At 60.2% G+C, this 23,739-nt stretch carries 15 protein-coding genes; 14 read left to right on the top strand and 1 reads right to left on the bottom strand.

All coding sequences use genetic code 11. The annotated features are described in order from the left end of the window. The first annotated feature begins 6 nt into the window (after positions 1–6). From ACLIKD_RS02290 to ACLIKD_RS02225, 14 genes are all read left to right on the top strand, one after another. The gene (locus ACLIKD_RS02290; RefSeq protein ID WP_428826999.1) at positions 7–1,290 is read left to right on the top strand and encodes a radical SAM protein; all 1,284 of its coding nucleotides are present in this window, start codon (positions 7–9) and stop codon (positions 1,288–1,290) included. Continuing rightward, positions 1,287–2,549, top strand: coding sequence for a radical SAM protein (locus tag ACLIKD_RS02285; RefSeq protein WP_428826998.1), 1,263 nt, complete (start codon positions 1,287–1,289; stop codon positions 2,547–2,549). The genes ACLIKD_RS02290 and ACLIKD_RS02285 overlap by 4 nt, the downstream gene beginning before the upstream one ends. 26 nt (positions 2,550–2,575) lie before the next feature. Beyond that, positions 2,576–3,871, top strand: a complete 1,296-nt coding sequence (locus ACLIKD_RS02280) for a class I SAM-dependent methyltransferase (RefSeq protein ID WP_428826997.1) — start codon at positions 2,576–2,578, stop codon at positions 3,869–3,871. Positions 3,872–3,951: 80 nt separating this feature from the next. Next, positions 3,952–5,631, top strand: coding sequence for a radical SAM protein (locus ACLIKD_RS02275; protein ID WP_428826996.1), 1,680 nt, complete (start codon positions 3,952–3,954; stop codon positions 5,629–5,631). A 1-nt stretch (position 5,632) separates the two neighbouring features. Continuing rightward, positions 5,633–6,790 (top strand): FkbM family methyltransferase, encoded by a 1,158-nt coding sequence (locus tag ACLIKD_RS02270; protein WP_428826995.1) that lies wholly within the window; start codon positions 5,633–5,635, stop codon positions 6,788–6,790. A 46-nt stretch (positions 6,791–6,836) separates the two neighbouring features. Then, positions 6,837–7,904, top strand: a complete 1,068-nt coding sequence (locus tag ACLIKD_RS02265) for a glycosyltransferase family 2 protein (protein WP_428826994.1) — start codon at positions 6,837–6,839, stop codon at positions 7,902–7,904. Continuing rightward, positions 7,901–9,124, top strand: coding sequence for a hypothetical protein (locus tag ACLIKD_RS02260; RefSeq protein ID WP_428826993.1), 1,224 nt, complete (start codon positions 7,901–7,903; stop codon positions 9,122–9,124). Before ACLIKD_RS02265 ends, ACLIKD_RS02260 begins: the two co-directional genes overlap by 4 nt. Beyond that, entirely contained in the window at positions 9,117–9,617 is a 501-nt protein-coding gene (locus tag ACLIKD_RS02255; protein WP_428826992.1) for an NUDIX hydrolase, read from the top strand. The genes ACLIKD_RS02260 and ACLIKD_RS02255 overlap by 8 nt, the downstream gene beginning before the upstream one ends. 13 nt (positions 9,618–9,630) lie before the next feature. After that, positions 9,631–10,656 (top strand): radical SAM protein, encoded by a 1,026-nt coding sequence (locus ACLIKD_RS02250; RefSeq protein ID WP_428826991.1) that lies wholly within the window; start codon positions 9,631–9,633, stop codon positions 10,654–10,656. A 94-nt stretch (positions 10,657–10,750) separates the two neighbouring features. After that, positions 10,751–11,872, top strand: coding sequence for a radical SAM/SPASM domain-containing protein (locus ACLIKD_RS02245; RefSeq protein WP_226472469.1), 1,122 nt, complete (start codon positions 10,751–10,753; stop codon positions 11,870–11,872). Between the two features lie 14 nt (positions 11,873–11,886). Next, positions 11,887–12,681 (top strand): hypothetical protein, encoded by a 795-nt coding sequence (locus tag ACLIKD_RS02240; RefSeq protein WP_428826990.1) that lies wholly within the window; start codon positions 11,887–11,889, stop codon positions 12,679–12,681. 189 nt (positions 12,682–12,870) lie between these two features. Further along, positions 12,871–13,923: an NAD-dependent epimerase/dehydratase family protein gene (locus ACLIKD_RS02235; protein WP_428826989.1), complete on the top strand. Its 1,053-nt coding sequence runs from the start codon at positions 12,871–12,873 to the stop codon at positions 13,921–13,923. Then, positions 13,920–17,570, top strand: a complete 3,651-nt coding sequence (locus tag ACLIKD_RS02230; protein ID WP_428826988.1) for a glycosyltransferase — start codon at positions 13,920–13,922, stop codon at positions 17,568–17,570. The genes ACLIKD_RS02235 and ACLIKD_RS02230 overlap by 4 nt, the downstream gene beginning before the upstream one ends. 80 nt (positions 17,571–17,650) lie before the next feature. Beyond that, complete coding sequence (locus ACLIKD_RS02225; protein ID WP_428826987.1) at positions 17,651–19,063, top strand: FkbM family methyltransferase; 1,413 nt, start codon at positions 17,651–17,653, stop codon at positions 19,061–19,063. 2 nt (positions 19,064–19,065) lie between these two features. Here the strand turns inward: ACLIKD_RS02225 and ACLIKD_RS02220 are convergent, their stop codons facing one another. Continuing rightward, entirely contained in the window at positions 19,066–23,739 is a 4,674-nt protein-coding gene (locus tag ACLIKD_RS02220) for a tetratricopeptide repeat protein (RefSeq protein ID WP_428828372.1), read from the bottom strand.

Here is a 23,739-nt window from a genome sequence, read left to right as displayed (position 1 = left end):
AGATTCATGGTCACCCAGACACCATCCCGGGAATATCGAGAGATGATCGACCGCTGCGCGCGAGCGGCAGCGGATAGCGGCAAGGGCGTTGCTGTTTTTGGCGCAGCCAAGGCCGGCTGGTACATCATGAAGGCGCTGGAAGCGCGGGGCATCCGGATCGACTGCTTCTGCGACAACGATGCGCGGAAGGCCAGTAACGGATTCCACGGTTATCGCGTCCTCTCCGCCACCGATCTGGAAAAGGAATACCCAGGGGCCATCGTGCTCTTCGGCATATTTCGCCGCAACAGCGCACAGGCGGTCAAGGCCGGGTTCGGCGACCGCGGGTTCGCGATCCCCGAGCACGACGCCTACGGTTTCCTCTATGGCTACCTCACCGAAGTCGCCGGAAGAAAATGCGATCATCAATTGCTCGCCGCGAACCTGAACAAGCTGTCGGACTACTATTCGCTCGACGGCTACCGCTATGGCGATGTTGGTCATGGCGAGTTCGTTTCCCCTTTCGTCACCGGGGTCGTCACCCAAAAATGCAACCTCCGCTGCTACGATTGCGGCCAGCGGATCCCCTACTACAACGCGCCGCTCGATTTCTCGGTGGCCGAAATCGTCAGGGACATCAAGCACTACTGCAGCGCGTTCACGCTGGTTCCGGAAATCAGCCTGCACGGTGGCGAACCCTTCCTGCACCCGGAAATCGGTGCAATCTGCCGGGAAATCTCGAGCATCCCGAACCTGATCTTCATCAACCTGATCACCAACGGGAATATCTCGCCCGCCGATGAGATATTGCGTGACCTGGCGAGCGCCGGGGCCGACCTGCACCAAAGCGATTACGGCAAGCTCTCCAAACAGCAGGCGGAAATATTTTCGGCATGCGCAAAACACGACATCTTCTGCGACATTCATTTCGTCGACCCGAGCGAAAAATGGCTACGCTCCGCGCCGATCAAGCTACACGAGCGGCCAAGCACGGCAACCGAGCAAATCTACAGTGAATGCATGGCGACAAAAGTGTGCTGCCAGATCATGGACGGACGGCTGTACCGCTGCCCGGTATCGGCCCACGGCATGGCCCAAGGATTGATTCCGCCGAGCGAAGGCGATTTCGTCAGACTCGGCGACGACATCGATGCCGATACGCTCAGGCGCTCGGTCAGAAACTTCCTGACCCGGGAAGCTGCGTTCGTCTCCTGCTCGTATTGCGACCCGAACACGGTAACGCTCGTCGAACCGGCGATACAACTCTCCGCGAAAATCAAGCGGCTGCTCAAGGAAGGAACCCAGCCATGAACCACGCCGACGTCTATCGTGACGAATTGGCGCGCTTTGTCGCCGAGATGCGGACCAACCAACGGCGGGTCGTCATCGTCGGGGCCGGCCGGGGTGGCTGGTATGCCGCCAAGGTTCTGGCTCATTACCAGGTGCCGGTGGCCGCCTGGACGGACAGCAACCCGAAAAAGCACGGTACGCTGTTCGACATTCCGGTCATGCCGATGGCGCAGGCGGTCGAGCACTTTCCCGATGCCTGTTTCCTGCCCAGCGTTCTCGATGCAGCGAACTATCCGCCCATCGCCAGCACCTTGAATGCGGCCGGGGCCGGGGATATTCGTTATTTGATGCCGGATATCCTGTTCAGTTATTTTTCCGATGTTACGCGGCGTTCATGCGGCCCGGAGGCACTGGCCAAGACCATCGCCCACCTCTACCCGGAGCCCGGATCGCCGGCGCCCTGCCGCTCACCATCGGTGTCTTACGTCATCACACAGAAATGCACGCTCAATTGCCAGGACTGCGGCGCCTTCGTTCCGGACAACGCCAAGCCGGTAACCTACCCGGCATCGCGTATCGTCGATGACATCGCCAAGTACTGCAGCGCCTTCGACGTCGTGCATCACATTGCACTGCAGGGTGGCGAGCCCTTCATACACAAGGAAATCGAGGAAATCGTCGAGGGCGTTTCAAAAATCCCCAATCTGCTTTTTATCGACTTTGTCACCAACGGCACCCTCGTCCCGAAGGCGTCGGTGCTCGACGCGATGCAGCGGCACGGGGCATGCGTCATTGTTTCCGACTACGGCCCCTACTCCAGCAAGATCGCCCAACTCGCCGAAGCCTGCGCTGGTCGGCAGATATTCGTGGACTACTACCGCTACCAGGGGAACGACTGGGGAATGCAGACTCCGATCTATCCAAGAAAGCGCAGTCCGGAAAAGAACGCGGAAGTTTTCACCAACTGCATCTCGAACACCATGATCTGCTGCCAGATCATGAATGGCAAAGTCCATCGCTGCACATTTTCAAATTTCACGCAGGAACTGAAACTGATTCCGGAACTGCCTGGGGATTTCGTCGATGTCGGAAAATACCAGACCGGCTGTGCGGAACTAACCGCGGAAATCCGCGCCCTGGCCAACCGGAAAAGCGCGCTGAGCGCCTGCGATTTTTGCCCGGCCGACAACAGGAATTTCGTTCCCGCCGGAATTCAGCTGCCGAAATCAAAACGCAAGCAACCGCGCCCAATCCAGCCGGTGAATGATGGCTGCTCTTAAGCCACGCCGTACGCCACCGTAAAAACATGTTTTTATTGGTAGAACAGCCAGCGCTGACTGCATTAAATTTTGAGGATCGGTTGATGAATTTCCCTGGCAATAAAAAAATTGTCGCTGTGCGCCCGATCGTTGACGCCGAGCCACTTCTTGCCAATGTCACCGCCATCCTCTGGAATGCACCGCGGGAAGCCGTTCAGGCAAAACTCCCGCCGCCTGCGCAGGACGATCCATTTGATTACACCATCGGGATGGCCCCCGAAGAGAGCGCCTTTGTCAGCGGCCTGATTCGCCAGCGCAGCCCGAGGAAAATCCTGGAGGTTGGCGTAAACAAAGGGGGGAGCACGGCTGTTCTGTTAAAAACCCTTGATTTGTTGGACTCCAGTGCACCGCTTCATGCGGTCGACATAAACGCCGACTTGCCGGCCAAGCAAACCTTGAAACTATTTCCCGAGTTGCTCGACCGGCTGAGCTTGCATTGCGGACGCGACATTTCTGCGTACCTGGAAGATATCGGTGGCGATATCGATTTCTGCATCCTTGATACCGCGCACTACCTTCCCGGAGAAGTTCTCAACTTTCTCTGCATTCTGCCGTACCTGAAAGACGGCGCAACGGTTGTCATTCACGACCAGGTTCATCATTTTGACGTGGACAGCCCGGACACCCGCCTGTTCGGCTCATCTGCAATGATTGCCTGCCGGGTTCTGCACGATACGGTCGTCGCGGACAAGCTGGTTCCGGACTTCGCAGAATTCAACAAGTTTCACACACCGAACATTGCATCATTTACCGTCACCGAAGATACCCGGCGCTATGTTCGGGATTTGTTTTCGGCACTCATGCTGCCGTGGCGATTGTTGCCCAGCAAAGAGCACCTGAACGACGCAGCGAAATCCATAAAAATGAACTACCCGCCGCATTACTTCGATTACTTTATTGAAACGATCAGGCGGCAAGCAACCTATCACATGAATCGCGTCGATTCTGCCAGCGCTTACTGGAAATCAATCATGCAGGAAGCGCAAATCAAGCATGGATCGGCGCATGTTGCATTTTATGGCGCCGGCGGATACTGCAAAAATCTGCTCGAATCGATTCTGCCGCAAGACCTTTGGCCAGCCATGGTTTTCGACAAGAAGCCAAGTGCTGATTCGGGTCTGCCGATCCCGATCCACGGCAAAACCAAGCTTGAGGATTTGAATCAGGCCATATCCGTCCTGATCATCACCAGCGTTGCCCATAATGAAGAAATCTACGCGGAGCTATCGGCGGAACCGGGACTTGGTTTCGAGATCGTGAATCCGTTCAATCCAATTCAATAAATGCATTTCTGCATATCTTTTCAAAGATTGCCGAAACACTAAAAAATATCAGCCCCCTTGCCCCAATAACAGAAAAGCCAATGGAAAGAATCCTCTTCGTCGTTCCGCCGAACATCACCTTTGACGATTTCGTCAGGCCGCCGGGCAACGTGGGCACGGTCAGGCTGGGACAATCCGACAAGAATTTCGGCTCGGTGATCACCGACATCCCGCTCGGCATCATCTCGCTGAGCACCTATCTGAAGAAACACCTGGAACTGACGTCGATGGCCATCGACTTCAACGTCCAGTTGCTGAAGGAATCCGATTTCGAGTTCGGCGATTTCAGAAGCTATTTCCGCCAGCATTTTCTCGCCGGGAAATACGACGAATTCAACCCGACGGTCGTCGCCATTTCCGCCCAATTCACGTCCTCCTACCACAGCGTCGTCGATATCGCCGCGGTGTGCCGGGAGCGCTTCCCCGAGGCGACGATCCTGGCCGGCGGAAACCTGGTGACCGCAATGTATCGGGATTTCTTTGCCGATTCGGCGTGCATCGACGCCATCTGCTTTGGCGAAGGAGAACTGCCGCTGCGCGATCTGCTGCTGGCGACGGACAGGCCGGCGCTGATCGCCGGCCACAATTCATGGATCTCGCGCGAGAAGGTCCCGGCCGTGGGCAACCCTTTCCAGCACACCTTCATCGAGGATCTCGACGACATCCCTTTCCTCGACTACGACATCCTCGATCTCGATGGCTACCGCCTGAACCCGACGCTGTCGCGCTATGCCGTCGGCGCCGAGAGCGCCGGCGCGCTGGCCATCATGACGTCGCGCGGCTGTCCCTTCAAATGCACCTTCTGCGCTTCCTATCAGGCCCACGGCCGGAAAATGCGGTACTACAGCGAACAGCGGGTGGCCGAAGACATCGACCAGATCATTGCCCGCTACGGCATGAAGAGTTTCATCATCCAGGACGATCACTTCATGGGCGGCCGAGAGCGCCCTTACAACATCGTTGCCGCGATCAAGGAACGCGGCGGCGCGATCTTCTTCCAGAACGCACTGGCGCTGTACGCGCTCGACCGGCGCTTTCTCCAGCTGTTGAAGGACACCGGGATCGACGAGCTGGTCCTGCCGGTCGAATCGGGCAGCGCGCGGGTGCTCAAGGACGTGATGCACAAGCCGCTCAAGCTGGACATCGTCAAGCGCGTCATCGACGACTGCCGGGAGATCGGCATATTCACCGACTGCAACATCATCGTCGGCATGCCGGGCGAAACGAAGGCCGATATCGACGAAAGCCGCGAGTTTCTGAAGGGGGTTTACGGCGACTGGTTCCGCGTTTTCGTCGCCACGCCGATCCCCGGCAGCGAGATGTACGACGAAGCGATCGACAAGAAATATTTCGTGAACAGCCCGGTGAACGCGAACTACAAGCGAGCCGTGATCGAAACGCCAGACTGGTCGGCCGAGTTCATCCAGCACATCAGTTACGCGATGAACATCGAACTCAATTTCGTGCACAACTCGAACGTCCGCCTGGGCGACGACCGAAAAGCGCTCGACTGCTTCGAGAAAGTGCTGCGGGTCAAGCCGGACCATGCGATCGCCTGTTTCTATGCTGCGTCTTGCCTGGAACGCCTGGGCGAGCCGGAAAAAGCGGCGGAATATCTGGAAAAGGCGCGTGATTTCGCGGCCACCAGCACATTCTGGACGCCCTACATCGAGATGTTCGGGATTCCCGTTTTCCCCGATGACCCGCGGGAAGCGGCCTGACATGGGGGCCACCGCGTCCGCACTGCGCACTGCCCTGGAAGCCGAATTCACCGCTCCCGCCGCCACGTCGGAAAACTCGATCGCGGCCGGGATCCTCGCTGGCCGGCCGATCGTCGTCTACGGCGCCGGCGAGTGCAGCCACTGGTTCTTCGAGATCGCCATGAAAATGCACGGTTGCCAGCCGCGCGCCGTGCTCGACCGCTCCTTCGCAAATGGTGGACTGTGGCAGGGCATCCCCGCCTTCGCGCCGGACAATTACCTGCCGAGCATCGAAGAACGGCGAGATGCGCTGGTCGTGATCTGCGTCGGCAACCGCGCCCTGCATGGCGAAATCCAGGCCTGTCTTGCCCGGCTCGGTTTCGCCCACGTCGTCTTCCTGCACGATATCTACGAAATCCATAACCCGTTCAATCAGCCCCCCGAAGCAGCCCTCCGGGGCCTCGACTATTTCCGCGAGAATCGTCAGCGCATCCTCACCGCCTTCGATCTCCTGGCCGACGACGAAAGCCGGATGGTCTATCTGCGCTTCCTGCAAACCCACATGCAGCGGAAACCCGTAGCGATTCCGCAGCGGCCCCGCGACGAGCAATATTTCCCCCGCGACATCCCCCTGTCCCGCGGCCACGGCAGCTACGTCTGCTGCGGCGCCTACGACGGCGACACCGTGCGCCTGCTGCAGCAGACTTGCGGCAAGGTCGACACCATTGCCTGCTTCGAGCCGGAGCCGCATATCTACGCACGCCTGACCGAGTATCTGCAGCACCATGCCGCGGCGCTGGCCGAGAGGATCCTGACCTGGCCCTGCGCGGTCTATGGCCACAGCGGACAGATGCCCTTCCGCCGCGGCGACGGATTGGGTTCCCGGATCAGCGACCAGGGCAGCTCTGTGGTTCAGTGCGTGCCCCTCGACCAAGCGCTGCCCGGCCTGCACCCGACCTTTATTTCGATGGATGTGGAGGGCGCCGAACCGGAGGTGCTCAGGGGCGCCGAGCGGTTAATCCGGGAATCGGCGCCCGATCTCGGCATTTGCGTCTATCACTCGGCCGACCACGTCTGGGAAATACCGCTCCAGCTTGCCGCCCTCAATATCGGATACAAGTTCTACCTCCGGAATTACACCGGTTTTGCCATCGAAACGGTGCTCTATGCCAGCCGTTGACACCAACATGGCCAGCCTCCGGAAGCCGCCGCGGGTCAGCATCGTCATGCCGGTCTTCAATGCGGCACGCTTTCTTGCCCTCTCCATTGGCAGCGTCATCGACCAAACGATGGGGGACTGGGAGCTGATTCTGGTCGACGACGGATCGTCCGACGAGAGCGCCCGGCTGTGCGCGGACCATGCCCTGGACTCCGCAAGGGTCCGTTTTATTGCCCAGCAGAATGCCGGCCCGGCCGCGGCACGCAACGCCGGTGTTCGTGTCGCGGCCGGCGATTTCATTTTCTTTCTCGATGCCGACGACCGCCTGCCGCCGGACGCCTTGCAGCAGCTATTGTCGGCGGCCGACACCGAGCACGCCGACATGGTGCTCGGAAATTTCTACAAACAGGAAAACGATGCCTCCCCGGTACGCCAGCCGGTGGTATTCCGTCCCGGCGGGGAGCCTTTTGCCGGCCAGATGACGGTTCTCGCCGACGCGGCGCTGCTCGACTATATCCGCCATTTTTTGAACCATCCGAGCAACCACCTTGTCAGCTACTGCTGGGCCCGTCTGTACCGGCGCTCGGTCATTGTTGAACAGGCGCTTCAGGCCGACGAAAACATGCGTCTTTTTGAAGATTTTGCTTTCAATCTGGCGTTTCTCGGCAAGACGCGACGGCTGGTATTTGTTAACCAGCCGGTTTACGTGTATATCCTTCGCACCCGTCACATTTCGGCCAGCATGTCGATCCTCAACGCAGCCAGCCTTGCTTCGGACATGCAATCATTCAGGAAGACTATTGACCGCTTCATGACGGAAATTGGCGTCCGGCAAGATCTGGCACAGCGCGTGCGGCATGAAGTTGGCCATACGCTCGTCCATTACGCGCTGATTTTCATCATCAGGACCTGCCGTCAACTCAACTCGGCGAGCCGGCCTGCGATAATCCGGGAACTGCGCGCATTCATCTCCGCACCCATTCTGCGCGAATCGCTGCCCTGCTACACGCCGCGCCCGGGCAACAGCCGACTGCTGCCGGCGCTGATCAAACTCAAGCTGGTCCGCCTGCTGGCCGTTATGGCCAAGATCAAGGGCAAGCAGCGCTATGGAAAACTGGAAAACGCCAACACATGAAACAGCAACTTATTGATCGCCTGGCCCAATCCTCAAAGCCACTGGTGCTCAGTGGCGCCGGTATCGTTGGCGAAACCGTGCTGGCCCTTTGCCGGCAACGGGGTTGGCCGGTGGCTGCCGTCTGCGATGGCAGCATCAAGGTCGCCGGAACCGATTTCCATGGTTATACGGTCATCCATACGGCGGACCTCGGGCAACATTTCGACGACGCCCTGGTCCTGATTTCGGTGGCCGCGATCAAGGATGTCGTCGACCTGCTGCATAGCCAGGGTCTGGATGACTGGATCGCCGCCGGGCCGCTTCTCGAAGACATCGACACCCGGCAAGACGCGGCGGAAGTCGATTTCAGGAAATTCTCGATCGAAAGCTGCATCCTCTGCCACCAAGGCTTTCTGGAACCTGAAAAGGTGTTCCTGCGCAGTGTCGACATCATCATCACCGAGCGCTGTTCGCTGAAATGCAAGGATTGCTCGAACCTGATGCAGTACTACGAGGAACCGCGCAACGTTCCGCTCGACCTGATCTACCAGTCGATCGACGCCCTGTGCTCGCTGACCGATGAAATCATGGAGCTGCGGGTCATCGGCGGTGACGCCTTCATGAACAAGGAATGGCCCAAGGTTGTCGACCGGCTGATCGGCGAACCCAAGGTCAAGCGGGTCGTCATATACACCAACGGCGCCATCGTTCCCAAGGAAGAGCAGGCCACCCTGCTCGGCCACCCCAAGGTCATGACCGTCGTGACCGACTACGGGGCGCTATCGCGCAACATGGCTCCGCTGAAAACCTATTTCGACCGCCACGCCATTCCGCACAGAATCCTGACGATGGACTCCTGGCTCGATTGCGCCAGCATCGAAAAGCATAACCGTACGCCGGAAGAGAACCTGAATGTGTACCAGGAATGCTGTGCGAAAAACATGTTGAGCCTCTCCGACGGCAAGCTCTTCCGCTGTCCATTTGCCGCCAACGCCGACCGGCTGGCCGCCGTTCCCGACATTCCCGGGGACTACGTCAATATCCTGGCCGGCAGCTCGGCATCCGGCGAAATGGCGCTGCGGCGCGAGATCAAGGACTATGTATTGAACAAGGATTACCTGGACATCTGCGATTACTGCAAGGGACGCCCATTGTCCGGCGACGAAGTCACGCCCGCCGTCCAGACCGCCAAACCCTTGCCGTATGTCAAATATCACCGCAGCGAAAACAGCCATGAATGACGCTTTAGCCAATGCCGTTCAAACGCTCGTCGATGCGGTGCCAGACCCGACGGCCGGGCTTCCCGACGAGATTTTCTATTACATTAGCCGCACGACACCGCTGATCAACGTCGACCTGCTGATCAAGGACGCCGCCGGACGAACCCTGCTGGCCTGGCGCGACGACGTCCATGCCGGTACCGGCTGGCATATTCCCGGCGGCATCGTCCGGTTCAAGGAAAGCATCGACGAGCGCATTCGGCAGGTCGCGCTCCGCGAAGTGGGGATCATGGTCGACTTCGACCATGATCCTTTAGCCATCAACGAGATGATTCACCGGGATCGGGATCTGCGCGGCCATTTCATTTCCCTGCTCTACAACTGTCGGCTGGCAGCTGCGTTCGTTCCCGAAAACCGCGGCTTGATGCCTGGCGACGCCGGCTACCTGGCCTGGCATGACGCCTACCCGGAAAACATGATCGCGTACCATCACGTGTACCGGAAATATATTTGATCGCCCGACGACCATGACGACATCTATCAAAGCCAAGGATATCAGCGGCCAGGCCCCGGGCGGCACCCGACAACGCCTGGCCCAGGCGCTGCCCCTCGATACGCCCTATGTGGTGCAGATATTCCCGGTCTATGCCTGCAATTTCAAATGCGGTTACTGCCTGTTTTCTGTGGACAAAGCGGAGCGCGGTTTCATCTCCGACACCAATCTGATCGACTTCGAGCTGTACCGAAAATGCGTCGATGACATGACGCATTTCCCCAACAAGCTCAAGGTTCTGCGCTTCGTGGGTATCGGCGAACCGCTGCTGCACAAGAAGATCATCGAGATGGTGGCGTATACGGTCGACCGGCAGATTGCCCAGACCGTCGAAATTGTCACCAACGGCGTCCTGCTCGACAAACGGATCGTCGATGGCCTGGTCGGCGCCGGGTTGACGCGCCTGGTAATCTCGATCCAGGGCACAGGGCAGGAGAAGTACCTCGAAGTGGCCGGCGCCCGGATCGATTTCGACAAATTTATCGATAACCTGGCCTACCTGTGGGCCAACAAGGGCGATACGCACGTCTACATCAAGATCATCGACACCGCCCTGAAGGACGAAGCTGATCGCCAGTTCTTCTTTGAGAAATTCGGCGGATTATGCGACTCGATCGCCGTTGAAAACACCGTACCGATCCACAAGGCGATCGATTTCAGCCAGATTCTCGGCAAGAAGGACAATCAACTTACCCAGTTCGGCTTGCCGATGCATAACGTCGCGATCTGCCCGCAACCTTTCTTTCACTTGCAGATCAATCCTGATGGAAAAGTGGTGCCGTGCTATTCCTGGGACTACCCGGCCATTCTTGGCGACTGCAATCACGAAAGCGTGACTGACATATGGAATGGCCCGGCATTTGCAGCCTTCCGCCGCGCGATGCTGGAAGGGGTAGGCAAAGCCTCGCCGGTCTGCGTCGATTGCAACATAATCAAATACCGCTGGTTTCCGGAAGATGACCTGAGTGCCGATGCCGAGCGGCTCAAGGCGGTTTATTGAGGCCGCCGGTAGGATTCAGGCAAGCACGGCGAAGCGCAAGGCGTATCGTCACCGGTCACAGAAAGCAGTTTGAAGAATTAAAGAGGAGCAGGACATGAATAAATTGGAGGATCCGGCGGATCAATTGCTGACTCCGGCAGAAAAGGAACGGAGAAATGGTCTTCGGGCGCGGAAACCTTATGTCGCCAATAAATTGGCGGCGATTTCCGAGATGGAAGCCCGCGGCGAGATAAGTCCGATTATCCGGCTGGAAAAAAGCTATCTGTGCAATTTCGAGTGCACCCATTGTTCGGCCGAGTATTACATGGACCGCCACTTGAAAAAGGTATTCAAGATCAAGGATACCCGCCAGAAGATGGATCTCGACGACGTGCGCGCGCTCTCCCGGCAAGCCGACGAACTCGGTCTGGGGCGATTCGTCATTACCGGTGGCGAGCCTCTGGTGATGAAGGATTTTGATGCGGTGGTCGAGGCGATCGATCCGGAAAAGCACTATGTCATTACCGATACCAACGGCTGGTTCCTGGATCTGAAAAAAGCGCGGCACCTGAAGGAAATCGGTGTCGAAAAGGTACAACTGTCGATCGATAGCTTCATTGCCGAAGAACATGACGCTTTTCGGAACAAACCGGGCTCCTACAAACGCGCCATGCGGGCCATCGACGCCACCCAGGAAGTCGGACTGAACCTGATCATTCAGACGGTAATGGTCAAGGGACGGGCCAGGACGAAGGAATTCCGGGACTTCTGCGAATTCACGACGCAACGCGGTATCGGGCTGTATGTTTCCTATGCCAAGCCGACCGGATCGTGCACCGTGCACCCCGAGTTCGTCATCGACAAGGAAGAGGCGGACATCATCAGGGAACTGGAGAAGGAGTTCAACGTCTTCACCCACATGACGCCATCGTATGGTTCGTACAAGGGCTGCATTACGGTCAAAGGGATCATTACCGTAACCTCGACCAGCGAGGTCACGCCCTGCCCTTACATCGATTTCTCGCTGGGCAATCTCCGGGAAACCCCGTTGAAGGAGATCCTGGCACGCGGCATGCGCAATCCCTGGCTCGGGCCTTATCGTCCGGACTGCCTGATCGGCGAAGATCTGAAATTCATGCAGATACACGCCGCGAAGACCGAGGGCGCGGTTTTGTTGCCCGTGCCATGGGGACAGGGATTCTCCGACCAGGACAGCCTGGCCGGACCAGTAAAATGAAGGAGAGCTCGCATTTGACCGATACACACAGCAATCTGCCCGAAAGTCTTTTTGACGAGTACGGCAGAAAAATCCCCGGGCCGCTAACCCAGCCCGTCAATCAAGTTTCCCGGCGCTACTTCCGGATCGAGCAGCCGGAGATCGATTACGGCGCAATCTTTACGCGCATTTCCCGCCATCTCGGCAGCCCCTTGTCGCTGACCGGCGATCAGTTCGCCGCACGGGCCAAAGCGATCCTGGCCGGTCTGGCGCAAACGCCGGCGCTGGCGAACATGGCGCAGGGCGTTCATGTGCCATTTTTCTTGCCGAGATACAGTCATCCGGACCTCGGCGAGGCAATCGAACAATGCCACGTCCCTGCCGTCGGCTCCGCTTTCGCGGAAGCCTTCCCGCAATATCGTTTCGACAATCACGACAAGCTGGGGGCGGCAGGCAAGCTCAAGATTCGGCCCGGCTCGCGCCATCAACGGCTGATCGAGAAAATGGGCGAGACGGACGTAGTCGGCTATTACTTTCCCTGCCTGACCGAGTTTTCGCTGCCTGCCGTGCTGGAGCAGATGGCCACCTTGCCGGAAAACCTGCTGCTGGCTGGCGGCTATGACACCTGCGCGGCATTGGTTGGCTCGCCTGGCCTGTTGCAACGGCGTGACGGCTATCCGAACCTGCTGTGGCTTGCTGCAACGCAAACCGAAAAAGAAGGTGTCGATTATTATTTCGAGGCATACGGCCAGAATCTGACCTTCAATCGGCGCGCCCATTTCGGGCAGGTATCCGAATACTGGGCAAGCGGACTGGTCGTTCTCGGATAGCCGGAACGGGGGCATAAGCGGCGAATCCCGCGTTCGCTCCCGGCTCGACAAGAGCCGGGCGCCACTGCCCCCTGGACAGACCGTTGCACCAGTCAAAACACTGCGCGTCCATCCTCATTTCTCTTTGAGGCGATCGCGCATTAACCTTGGAAATCGCGTTCCTTGTTACCTGAAAGACCACCGCCAAGCATGGCTCATCCCCTTGCCGACGACCTTGACGAGATACTCCGGCGGGCCGCCGACCAGTGGGAGGAGTTGCGCGGACAAAGCATCTTCGTTACCGGCGGCACCGGCTTCTTCGGCAAGTGGCTGCTTGAAAGTGTGCTCTGGGCCAACCATCGTCTGGCCCTTGGCGTGCGGGTCGTGGTGCTGACGCGCGACAAGTCCCATCTCCTGAAGTACCTTCCGCACCTCGCCGAAACAGAAGCCGTCCGTTTCCTGCAAGGAGATATTCGTACGTTCCCCTTCCCCGAGGAAAAATTTTCGCATGTCATCCACATGGCAACGACTTCGGCGGAAGCGACGTTCAGCGGCGAAAAGCCCCTCGAGAAATTCACGACATCCTGTTTGGGTACCCAGCGCGTTCTCGAATTCGCCGCCCGGTGCGGCGCACAGAAATTCCTGCTGACCAGTTCAGGCAATGCCTACGGACCGACGACCGGTGAAACCACGGCAATAACCGAAGACAATCCGGGCGCCCCCGATCTCGACAACCCGGTGTCCTCAGCCCTCGGTGAGGGGAAAAGAGCTGCCGAGTTGCTGACGCGCATCTACGCCAACGACTATGGCTTCGAAGCGAAGATTTGTCGTTGCTTCAGCTTTATTGGCCCGTATTTGCAGACCGACCTTCATTATGCGGCGGGCAATTTCATCAGGGATGCCGTCGCCGGAAGACCAATACGTGTCCGCGGAGATGGGACACCGCTCCGCTCCTTTCTTTACCCCAGCGATTTGATGGTCTGGTTGCTAAACCTGCTGGCCCGAGCCCCTTCCGGACGTTTATATAACGTCGGCTCGGACGAGATGATATCGATCGGCGAGCTGGCCCGAAAAATAGCCGCCCGAACCGGGACGAGCGTTATCATCGAAAACCAGAATCGGCCACTGGAAACCTCCAGCCCGAATATCTACGTTCCGTCGATATCCCGGATCAAGCGAGAACTAGGCCTCACCGTCGAGGTCGATCTGGATACAGCGATCGACCGATCAATTGCCTTCTACAAATCGGTTTATCGAAATTGACCAGCCAGCCAGAAAACAGGGATTTAAGTCTTTTCGACTCGGAACGGGCGCCCTATTACATTTACGCCTACGATTATCGACATTCTTCGGCCGGCATCCGGAACCTGCATTATCTCTGTCATGCGCTCAACGAACTTGGCTACGAAGCCTACATCGCCAACGCGACGGTCACCTCGGAGTATCTGAGAACCCCCCTGCTCGACGAATCAATCGTCCGACGCCATTTTCTGGCCGGCCGAACGCCAATCGCCCTGTACCCCGAAGTCGTTGCCGGCAACCCGCTGAATGCGCCGGTGGTCGCGCGGTGGTTGCTCAATGTGCCGGGCAACCTGGGGAATGAAAACACCCTGAACGCAGACAACCCGATCTTCTACCATCTGCCCTGGTGCCTGCCCGCCGGCGTGGTCGGCCATCAGCTCTACATTCCGAGTACCGATACCCGGATCTTTCACAACAATGACAACCCCGACGACGCCAAGCGTTCCGGTTTCTGCCGATATGCCAACAAATACCTCGCCTCGGGCAGGAAAATCCGGCCGGAACATCTGGCGTACAAAAGCCTTGGTCATGAAGTCTCGCTAACGCCGGAAGAGATCGCCGCCATTTTTCGCCAATCGGAAGCGCTCTACTGCTACGAGCGCTCGGCAATTATCGAAGAGGCGATGGCCTGCGGCTGCCCGGTACTGCTGATCGACTCCGACTATTGGCGCGTCTTGCCGATCGAGGTCACCGAACCGGGAGTGACGGTCGATAGTGGCCCGGAGTCGCTGGCGCGAGTAAAAACCGAGATTGGCGATCAGCCGGCGCGCCTGGTACACCGCCAACAAATGGCCTGGGACGAAATACGCAATTTCGTCAGGCAGACACAATCTCGCGCGCCGGAACTGCTACACAAAAACCACGAATCGCTGTGGCAGATCGCCAAGGAACAGCGGCCACTGCACATCAACCATCTGATGCGCGAACTGGCCAATGCTCCGGGATATTCGCTGGCCAGGAAGGGAATGGCAGAGCGGGAAACAGCCCGGGATCCCGATGATTTTGCCTTGAGCGCGGCCGAGCTGCAGATTTTGAACCGTCGCTCACTCGAGAGAAATGACAACCCGGCCTTTCATCTGATTGTCCTTGACGTCTCGGGAACTCCCGCCCTGATCGCCAGCACGCTGCGCGCACTCGGCAGTCTTGTTTACGAGAAGTTGCTGATTACCGTTGTCTCGCCCCTTGGCCAATCGGAAATTGCTTGCCCGGTCAGCCGCGCAACCCAATGGCTCCAGTCGGTCCAGCATCCGGCGCTGGCCATCAACGGGGTAATCGGGGAATCACCGGCCGACTGGTGCGGCGTGATCCAGAGTGGCAACGAAATCGTGCCGCACGCCTTGCTTGCCGTTTGCGAATATCTGCATACCCACCAGACCATCTCGGCGCTGTGCACCGACGAAGACCTGATCACCAAGCGCGGGACATTGACCGGCCCGCAGTACGCACCGACCGACGATCTCGACATTGCCCTGGCAACCGGAAAAACCCGCGGCCTCTTGCTGGCCAGGCAAACGGTGTGGATGGCGGCCGGCGGCTGGCGGCGAACCGGCTACCAGTTGGAGGAGTTGGATGCACGCCTGCGCCTCCATGAAACAGCCGGAGAAAATGCCTTCGGACATGTGCCGGGAATACTGCTCCATCGTCACCAGAACAATTGCCCACCGCTCGACCGGGATCCTCATCACGTCACAGAGACCCACAAACTGATCGTCAAGGGCCACCTGCTTCGTTCCAACATTGCGGCGGAGATTGAACCGGGGCAGATGCCGCATCTGTGCAACATCCGTCACGCACTGCCCAACCCGCCCAAAATCACCGCGATCATTCTCACCAAAGACAATGGGGCCGGACTGTCGGCCTGTCTTCGCTCGCTGCACGACAAGACGGACTACCCCAATCTGGCGATTCTGGTCATCGACAACGGCACGACCGAGAAAAGTGCGCGCGCCGTTATCGACAATCTCATCGCGTCGGCACCAGCCTCGATTCAGGTCGCCTCGTTCAACCAACCCTTCAACCTCGCCACCATGTGCAATGCCGCGGCCCAGGTTGCGACGGGCGAATTACTGCTCTTCCTGCACGACGACGTCGAAGCCCTGCACCCTGACTGGCTGAAGACTCTTGCCGCCCAGTGTCGCCGCCCGGGCGTGGCAATGGCCGGCGGGTGCCTGCTGACGGCCGACGGGAAAATACAGGAGGCCGGAATCGTTCCGCTACAGGTCGGTATCGTTGGCAATTCGTTCGCCGGACTGGCACAAAGCAGCCAAGACCCGCTCGGACTACTGCACACCGCCCACCCGGTTGCAGCCATCAGCGCGGCGTGCATGCTGGTCCGCCGCGACATCTTCGAGGCGCTCGGCGGGATGGATGCGGCGAATTTCCCCAGCCGGGTGGCCGATATCGATTTCTGCCTGAAAGTCAGAGCGGCGGGGTACCAGATCATGTGGACCCCCTACGCGACGCTGCAACATGACAGCGATGGCACGACACAAGGGAACCGGCACGACAACGATGCGCTGCTGGCCAAATGGGGATCGCGATTGACCGACGATCCATGCTTCAACCCGCACCTGACGATCAACAGCAACCAGTTCGAACCGGAAACCGATCCGACCTTCCTACCCGACCCGGTGACCTGGCACCCGCTGCCGAATATTTTCGCAGTCTTGACCGACGGCAACTGGACGGCAAAGGGGCGCCTCGAACAAACAATCGAAAGCGCCACGGAGCTTGGGCACATCCGCGGGCGGGTGGCAAAGTCCTTTCCGGCGCCGGTGCAAATCAAACGCTTGGCCATTGATACCGTCCTTTGCGCCGCGCCACTGACACCACGGCAGCTGCGCGAGGTAGCGCGGTATCGGCAACTGCTCGGCTGCCGCATCGTGATGGATATCGATCAATTGTTCTTGCTCGAATTCGAGCCAGCCGATCCGTTGCGCCATATTCGCACCTGCCTCCACCATTTCGACCGCGATGTCGATCAATTCACTTGCTCAAGCGCCTGGCTCGTCAATCAGCTACCCAAATGGCGCGAACGGATACAGCTAGTCCCCGAGACGCTTGACGGAAGACGGTGGAGTTCCTTGTCCGGGAAGCCGATCCGGCGCAGCGAAAAAATGCGCATCGGCTGGCATGTCACGCCAGCCGATCGACAAGTCATTGCCCCCACGATCATCGAGCTGGCCGATGAGGTCGACTGGATCCTTCTTGGCGAAGTCCCCGCCGAGCTGATTCCCTACGCAACGGAGCGGCATCAGGCGGTCGCCTACGACGACTTCCCGGCCAAGCTCGCCGGGCTCGATCTCGACCTGGCGGTACTACCACTCGCCGTAACGGCCAAAAACCAATGTCGCAGCCATCTGGCCATTCTTGAATATGGCCACCTCGGCATCCCGGTTATTGCCAGCGATACTGCCGGCCACCAGACCGGGCTGCCGATCGCTCTGGTGGAAAACACCGATCGGAACTGGTGCGCCGCGATCAGAAATCACTTGTCCGACCGCGAAGCAAGCAAGCAGCAGGGTGAAGTCTTGAAACAACACGTCCACAGCCACTGGATGTTCGAACAACATCTTGATGGCTGGCTGCGCACATGGACGAAAGCATGATGACCGGATTCTGAGATACTCCGGAATATCAGATTTGCCACATTTCCATCTTCCTCACCAAACAAAAGGGCCGAAGAATAATGATCCCAACCATCACTTTGCCGATGACCGATGGCGTAAACGTCGTTGTTCCGGACTCGCTAGACCTGATTACCCCCTATGTCCTGCAAGAACAGCTCGATTGGTTTGAGGATGAGATCAAATTTCTTCGCCGTTTGCTGAAGCCTGGCGAGAAGATCATTGATATCGGTGCCAACTACGGCGTATACACGCTGTCGATGGCACACACCGTCGAGGCAACCGGGCGCATCTGGGCATTCGAGCCGGCCTCGAGTACCGCCGCTTTCCTCGAGCAGTCGATCTCGGCCAATGCTTTCAGCAACATCACGCTGGAGAAAAGCGCCCTGTCGAACGTGAGCGGCCTCGCCCAGTTCTCGATCAATGAGCATTCGGAACTCAATGCCGTAGTCCATGGCGCCAACCCGGATACCCTGTCGGAAACGGTGCCGCTGAAGACTCTTGACCAGTGCATGGCAAGCTACGGCTGGTCGGATATCGCCTTCGTCAAGATTGATGCCGAGGGCGAAGAGGAAAACATCATCAAGGGCGGCCCGCGCTTCTTTGCCGAACTCTCGCCGCTGATTCAGTACGAGATAAAGGCCGGCACCGAAATCCACCTTGATCTGGTCAATGCATTTGCCGCCCGCGGCTACGACTCATACCGCCTGGTGCCCGGCCTCGATCTGCTGGTCCCCTTCGACCCGCAATCGCCGGACCCTTACCTGCTCAACCTTTTCTGTTGCAAACCGGACCGGGCCGCCCGCCTGGCCGCCGATGGCTGGCTGGTTCTTTCGCTCCCGGCAACCCCGGCGAACGATGTCGCGCTGCCGACAAGCCCTGCTTCGGAAGAATACGACTGGCGCCAGAGCCTGGCCACCCTGCCTTATGGCCAGCATCTCGCCGAGCGCTGGGAGGCTACGATGGGGGCGGCCGATGCCAGCGACGATCTGGCCGAAGCACTCGCGCTGCATGCCCGCAGTCACGACGCACGCCTGCCGGCAGCAGAGCGTTTCGCGGCGCTACAGACCTGTTTCAACAAACTCCTCGATCTGTGCATCCGGCACCCGCTGCACCTGAGGCGGATCAGTTTTGCCCGGGTTGCCCAGGAGTTCGGCGCACGCCAACTTGCGGTGGAGGCGCTGGGGCAGCAACTGAAGGTTATTTTCAAGGAACTCGACGTAGACATCTCGGAGCCGTTTCTCGCCCCGGGGAAGGATTTCGACACCTTGCCCCCGGGCGAACACTACGGAAACTGGCTGGTTGGCGGGGCTCTGGAGGAACTTGAACGGCTTGAGTTCTATTCGTCGTTTTACAAAAACGATCCGGTCACCGAACGACTGACGCTGATCATGACGCTCGGCTTCGGCAGTGAGGAAATGGAGCGCCGGCAGAGCCTGACGCAACGCCGTTTCCACACCGCCGAACAAAAATAGACTTAATCCGCTTTCGACTGGTACCTCGACCACATAGCCCAGCAGGCGGCCTCGAGATTCCGGGCGAAGCGGGGCGCATCGATCAACGGCGAGCCGCCGACCCGCCCCCGCAGTTCGGCCCGCAAAGCCGCCAGGCCGGCCAGATCGTCGGCCTGGGCGATAGCCTTGGCGACATACGCGTCGGCCGAGGCCGCCACCCAGTCCGGCAACCCGGCGGCCGTCAGCAGACTGGCCCCTTGCCGGGCCAATAGCCCGTCACCGGCCAGCGTCAGCGTCGGCACCCCCATCCACAAGGCTTCGCAGGTCGTCGTCCCGCCCGGGTAGGGGAAGGTGTCGAGCAGGCAATCGACGTCGCCGTGCGCCGCCAGGTATTCGGCCCGCGATACCGGCTCGAGCAGCGCCACCCGGCTTGACTCGATGCCTTGCTGGCGCAGCCGTTGCTGCAGTTGCTCGCGTACCACGGCATCGCCGAGTTGCCGGTTCTGCAGGCGCAGTCGCGCCGTCGGCAGGGCCGACAGGATGCGGCTCCAGACGGCGAGTACCGGATCGGTGATCTTGGTCAGGTTCTGGAAACAGCCGAAGGTGACGTAGCCGTTGGCCAGACCGGGCGCCGGGGCGACGGCCGGAGCCCGGTCGGGCGGCGTGAAGCACAGCCGGGTGTCGGGCAGATAGACGATTTCTTCGGTGAATTGGCCACGTTGGTCGGCCGGCACCCCGACCGCATCGGCCAGCAGATAGTCGATGGCGGCGACGCCGGTCGTGGCGAAGTAGCCGAGCCAACTGGCCTGGACCGGCGCCGGCTTCCAGGCGAAGACCGGCAGCCGGTTGTGTGCCGTGTGGCCGGCCAGGTCGATCAGCAGATGGAGTCCGTCGTCATGGATCAGCCGGGCGGCGGCTTCGTCGCTCAGGCCGTGCAGCGGTTTCCAGGCGGCAAAGCAGGGCTGGATGCGGCGGGTCAGCGGGCTGACTTCGTGATGCGTCGGGTAGGCGATCAACTCGATACGCTGGCTATCCAGGGCCTTGACCACGCTTTCGAGAAAATGCCCGACCGGGTGGTCGCGCAGGTCCCCGGAGACCAGGCCGACGCGCAAACGGGTCGGCGTCGACGGGCACGACCAGGTGGCATACGGCCGGGCCTTGCCGGCGACCAGCGCGCCGTAGCGCTGCGCTTCTGCCAGGCACCGCTCCGGGCCGTACAGGTGGCTGTAGTTGTAGGCAAACAGCAGATTGCTGAACGCGTCCGAGAATCCCGGATCAAGTTCCAGGGCACGCAGGTAACTGACCTCGGCCTGCTCCAGCCGCCCGAAATCCTTTTCGACGACACCCAGGTTGCAGTAGGCGCCGGCATAGTTCGGATTGATCGCCAATGATTGCCGCAGCTTGTCCTCGGCTTCCACCAGCCGCCCTTCCTCCCGGTAAAGCGCACCGAGATTGCACAGCGCCTCGGCATACTGCGGCCGGCACCCCAGTGCCTTGTGATAACCGGCTTCCGCTTCGCTCAAGCGCCCCTGCTCTTGCCGGGCGACCGCCAGGTTGTAGTGCGCTTCGGGATAGTCCGGGCGTAGTTGCAGGGCCAGGCGATAGCTGCTCTCGGCCTCGCCTAACCGCCCCAGCGACTTGAGGATGACCCCGCGATTGCAGAGTCCTTCCGCGTAATCCGGCATCAGTTCAATGGCACGGAAAGAGGCCCGCTCGGCCTCGTCGAGTCGCCCCTGCGCCGACAAGCACATCGCCAAATTGTTGCAGGCAAAGGCGAAGGCCGGCTGCAGCGCGATGGCCTGGCGAAAGGCGCTCTCGGCCTGATCAAGACAGCCGAGTTTGTTGAGGGCCAGGCCGAGGTTGTTATGCGCTTCGGCATCATCGGGCAGGAGTTCCACCGCCCGGCGCATCGCGCCCAGGCTGTCCTGGCCTTGCGCATCGAGCGCCAGACCGAGCGCTTTCCAGACCGGGCCGGCCGTCGGGTTCTGCCGCAGCAACAGCCGCGCCCGGTTTTCCAGCGGGCGATAGCGGCCGGCAGCGAACAGGCTGGACAGGGCACTGAGTTCGGCCGGATAGAGCGGCGATGCGTCGGCCAGCGGCAGCGCGTCGGGGCGACCGACCGGGGTTTGATCCTGGCGTTTTTGCCACATGCCCCACAGGGCGTTCTCGAAATCCCGGGCGAAGCCCTGGGTGTCGAGCAGCGGCGAGGCCAGCAGCCGCTCGCGCAGGCCGGCGCGCAGCGCTGCCAGGGCCGGCAGATTGCGGCTTTGCGCCAGCGCCTTGGCGACCAGCTCGGCGCCGTCGGCGGCAATCCACTCGGGCAGGCCGGCATGCGTCAGGAGGCCGACGCCCTGCCGGGCGAGAAAGCGTTCGCCGCTCAGCGTCAGGACCGGCACGCCCATCCACAGCGCTTCCATCGTCGTCGTGACGCCGTTGTACGGGAAGGGGTCGAGTCCGATGTCTACCTGCTGGTAGGCGGCCAGATGCCCGCTACGCCCTTGAATCGGGCCTTCCAGCAGCAGTCGTTCGGGGCCGATGCCATGCGCTGCGTACTGGGCGAGCACTTGGTCGCGCGTCGAGGCTTCGCCGAGTTGCTTGGCTTTGAGCAGCAGCCGGCTGTCCGGCAGGGCGTGCAGGAGCTGCGCCCAGAGCGCGACGACTTCGCTCGTCATCTTGCTCAGGTTGTTGAACGAGCCGAAGGTGAGGTGGCCGTTGGCCAGCGCCGGCAGGGTATTGACTTCGACCGGCTCGGCCGGCTGCGAGAAGCACAGGTAGCTGGCCGGTAGCCGCCAGATTTGTTCGGTGAAGGCGGCTTCTTGCGCAACCGGCAGGGTTTCGGCGTCGGCGATGTAATAGTCGATTTCGGCGACGCCGGTGCTGGCGCAGTAGCCGAGCCAGCTGGCCTGGACCGGTGCCGGTTTCCAGGCGAAGACCGGCAGCCGGTTGTGCCCGGTGTGGCCGGACAGGTCGACCAGGACGTGCACGCCGTCGGCGTGGATGCGCCGGGCGGCGGCTTCGTCGGAGAGCCCGACCAGCGAATACCAGCCGGCGAAATAGGGTTTGATGCGCACGCTCAGGTCGCTGAATTCCCGGTGCGTCGGATAGGCCAGCAGTTCGATCCGGGTCGGATCGATTTCCTGCAGGAAGCCTTCGAGGAAATGCCCGACCGAGTGGTCGCGCAGATCCCCCGACACCAGCCCGACCCGCAGCCGCTGCGGCGCTGCCGCGCACTGCCATGCCGTGTAACCCCCCGCGGCTCTCGCCGATACCAGCCGACCGTAACTGCGGACGTCCTCCAGACGCTCCGCGGCGCTGCGCCGCCCGTCAAAGGTATGCGAATAGAGAATATTGCTCAGGGCATAGTGGAACTCCGGATCGAGTTCAAGCGCCCGGCGGAAAGCGGCTTCCGACTCGGCGTGGCGCCCTTGTCCGGTTCGGATGCCGCCCAGATTGGCATAAAACTTGGCGCTGTCTGGATCCTGTTCGAGCGCCTGCAGGCAGTTGGCCTCGGCTTCGGCGGAAAACCCGAGCAAGCCGAGAACCAAGCCGAGATTGTTGAGGGCAACGGGAAAGTCCGGCTTGATCGTCAGCGCTTGCCGGTAAATCGCCTCCGCCTCGCCGTAGCGTGACTGTTCCTGCAAGGCATAGCCGAGGTTGTAGAGATAGTCCGCATTGCCGGGCTGCAGTTGCAAGGCGATCCGGTAGCTTTTCTCGGCCGCCTCGGGCCGACTCAGGGCGACCAGCGTCGCTCCAAGATTGGTATGCATCTCGGCTGAATCGGGCTTGAGTTCGAGCGCCTGCCGCAGACAGTTTTCCGCCTCGGCGAAGCGCTCCTGGTCGTGCAGGACTTTGCCGAGATTGCCGTAAGCATCGGCAAAACCGGGATCCAGCGCGACCGCAGTGCGCAATGCTTGCTCGGCCTCGGCCAGCCGATCCTCGGCATGCAACACCAGCCCCAGGCTGTTCAGGACCGCCGCGCTCCCCGGCTCGAGTTCCAGAGCGCCCCGGCAATGCGCCTCGGCCTCGGCCAATGCGCCCAGCTCCTTGAGCACCAGCGCCAGATTGTGATGCGCATCGACGAAGTCCGGCTGCAACGCGAGCACCCGCCGGTAGCACGCTTCCGCATCCTTCGGTCGATTCCCGTGCTGCAACAGCCGCCCGAGGTTGTAGCTGGCCAGCACATCGTCCGGCTGACATTGCAGGACGCGCCGATAACAGGCTTCGGCGCCAGCGGCGTCGCCGAGTTCTTCGAGCACGGTACCCAGGTTGTAATGCGCCGGCGCGAAATCCGCGTGGAGCAACACCGCCTGCCGGTAAGCCGCCGCCGACTCAGCCCAGCGCGCCAGAGCCTGCAACACGGCGCCCAGGTTGTAGTGCGTCACCGGATCGCCAGCCTTCAGCGCCAGCGCCTGCCGGTAACTCGTTTCGGCTTCGTCCAGCCGCCCGGCATCCTTCAACGCATTGCCCAGGTTGTTACGCGCTTCGGCGTCATACGGCAGCAAGGCCACGGCTTTCTGCAACGCTTCCAGCCCGTCCTTTTTCTGCGCATTGAGCGCGACGCCGAGCACCTGCCACAGGAAACCGACCTCCGGGTAGCGCGCCAGCAACCCTCTCGACTCGGCCTCAAGACCGACAAAATCCCCGCTCGAGTACAAACCCGCCAAACATCCCAATTCTTCCGCTGTCGGTTGCGTCAT

The organism is Azonexus sp. IMCC34842 (assembly GCF_050368855.1).
In the GTDB taxonomy this organism is placed as follows: domain Bacteria; phylum Pseudomonadota; class Gammaproteobacteria; order Burkholderiales; family Rhodocyclaceae; genus Azonexus; species Azonexus denitrificans_A.
Note: the sequence above shows the minus strand (reverse complement) of the source record. Positions and strands in the feature narration are given on the sequence as shown.

Coding starts and splice junctions, on each gene's coding strand:
- ACLIKD_RS02290 (WP_428826999.1), top strand. CDS start 7: ATGGTCACCCAGACACCATCCCGGGAATATCGAGAGATGATCGACCGC.
- ACLIKD_RS02285 (WP_428826998.1), top strand. CDS start 1,287: ATGAACCACGCCGACGTCTATCGTGACGAATTGGCGCGCTTTGTCGCC.
- ACLIKD_RS02280 (WP_428826997.1), top strand. CDS start 2,576: ATGTTTTTATTGGTAGAACAGCCAGCGCTGACTGCATTAAATTTTGAG.
- ACLIKD_RS02275 (WP_428826996.1), top strand. CDS start 3,952: ATGGAAAGAATCCTCTTCGTCGTTCCGCCGAACATCACCTTTGACGAT.
- ACLIKD_RS02270 (WP_428826995.1), top strand. CDS start 5,633: ATGGGGGCCACCGCGTCCGCACTGCGCACTGCCCTGGAAGCCGAATTC.
- ACLIKD_RS02265 (WP_428826994.1), top strand. CDS start 6,837: ATGCCGGTCTTCAATGCGGCACGCTTTCTTGCCCTCTCCATTGGCAGC.
- ACLIKD_RS02260 (WP_428826993.1), top strand. CDS start 7,901: ATGAAACAGCAACTTATTGATCGCCTGGCCCAATCCTCAAAGCCACTG.
- ACLIKD_RS02255 (WP_428826992.1), top strand. CDS start 9,117: ATGAATGACGCTTTAGCCAATGCCGTTCAAACGCTCGTCGATGCGGTG.
- ACLIKD_RS02250 (WP_428826991.1), top strand. CDS start 9,631: ATGACGACATCTATCAAAGCCAAGGATATCAGCGGCCAGGCCCCGGGC.
- ACLIKD_RS02245 (WP_226472469.1), top strand. CDS start 10,751: ATGAATAAATTGGAGGATCCGGCGGATCAATTGCTGACTCCGGCAGAA.
- ACLIKD_RS02235 (WP_428826989.1), top strand. CDS start 12,871: ATGGCTCATCCCCTTGCCGACGACCTTGACGAGATACTCCGGCGGGCC.
- ACLIKD_RS02225 (WP_428826987.1), top strand. CDS start 17,651: ATGATCCCAACCATCACTTTGCCGATGACCGATGGCGTAAACGTCGTT.
- ACLIKD_RS02220 (WP_428828372.1), bottom strand. CDS start 23,739: ATGACGCAACCGACAGCGGAAGAATTGGGATGTTTGGCGGGTTTGTAC.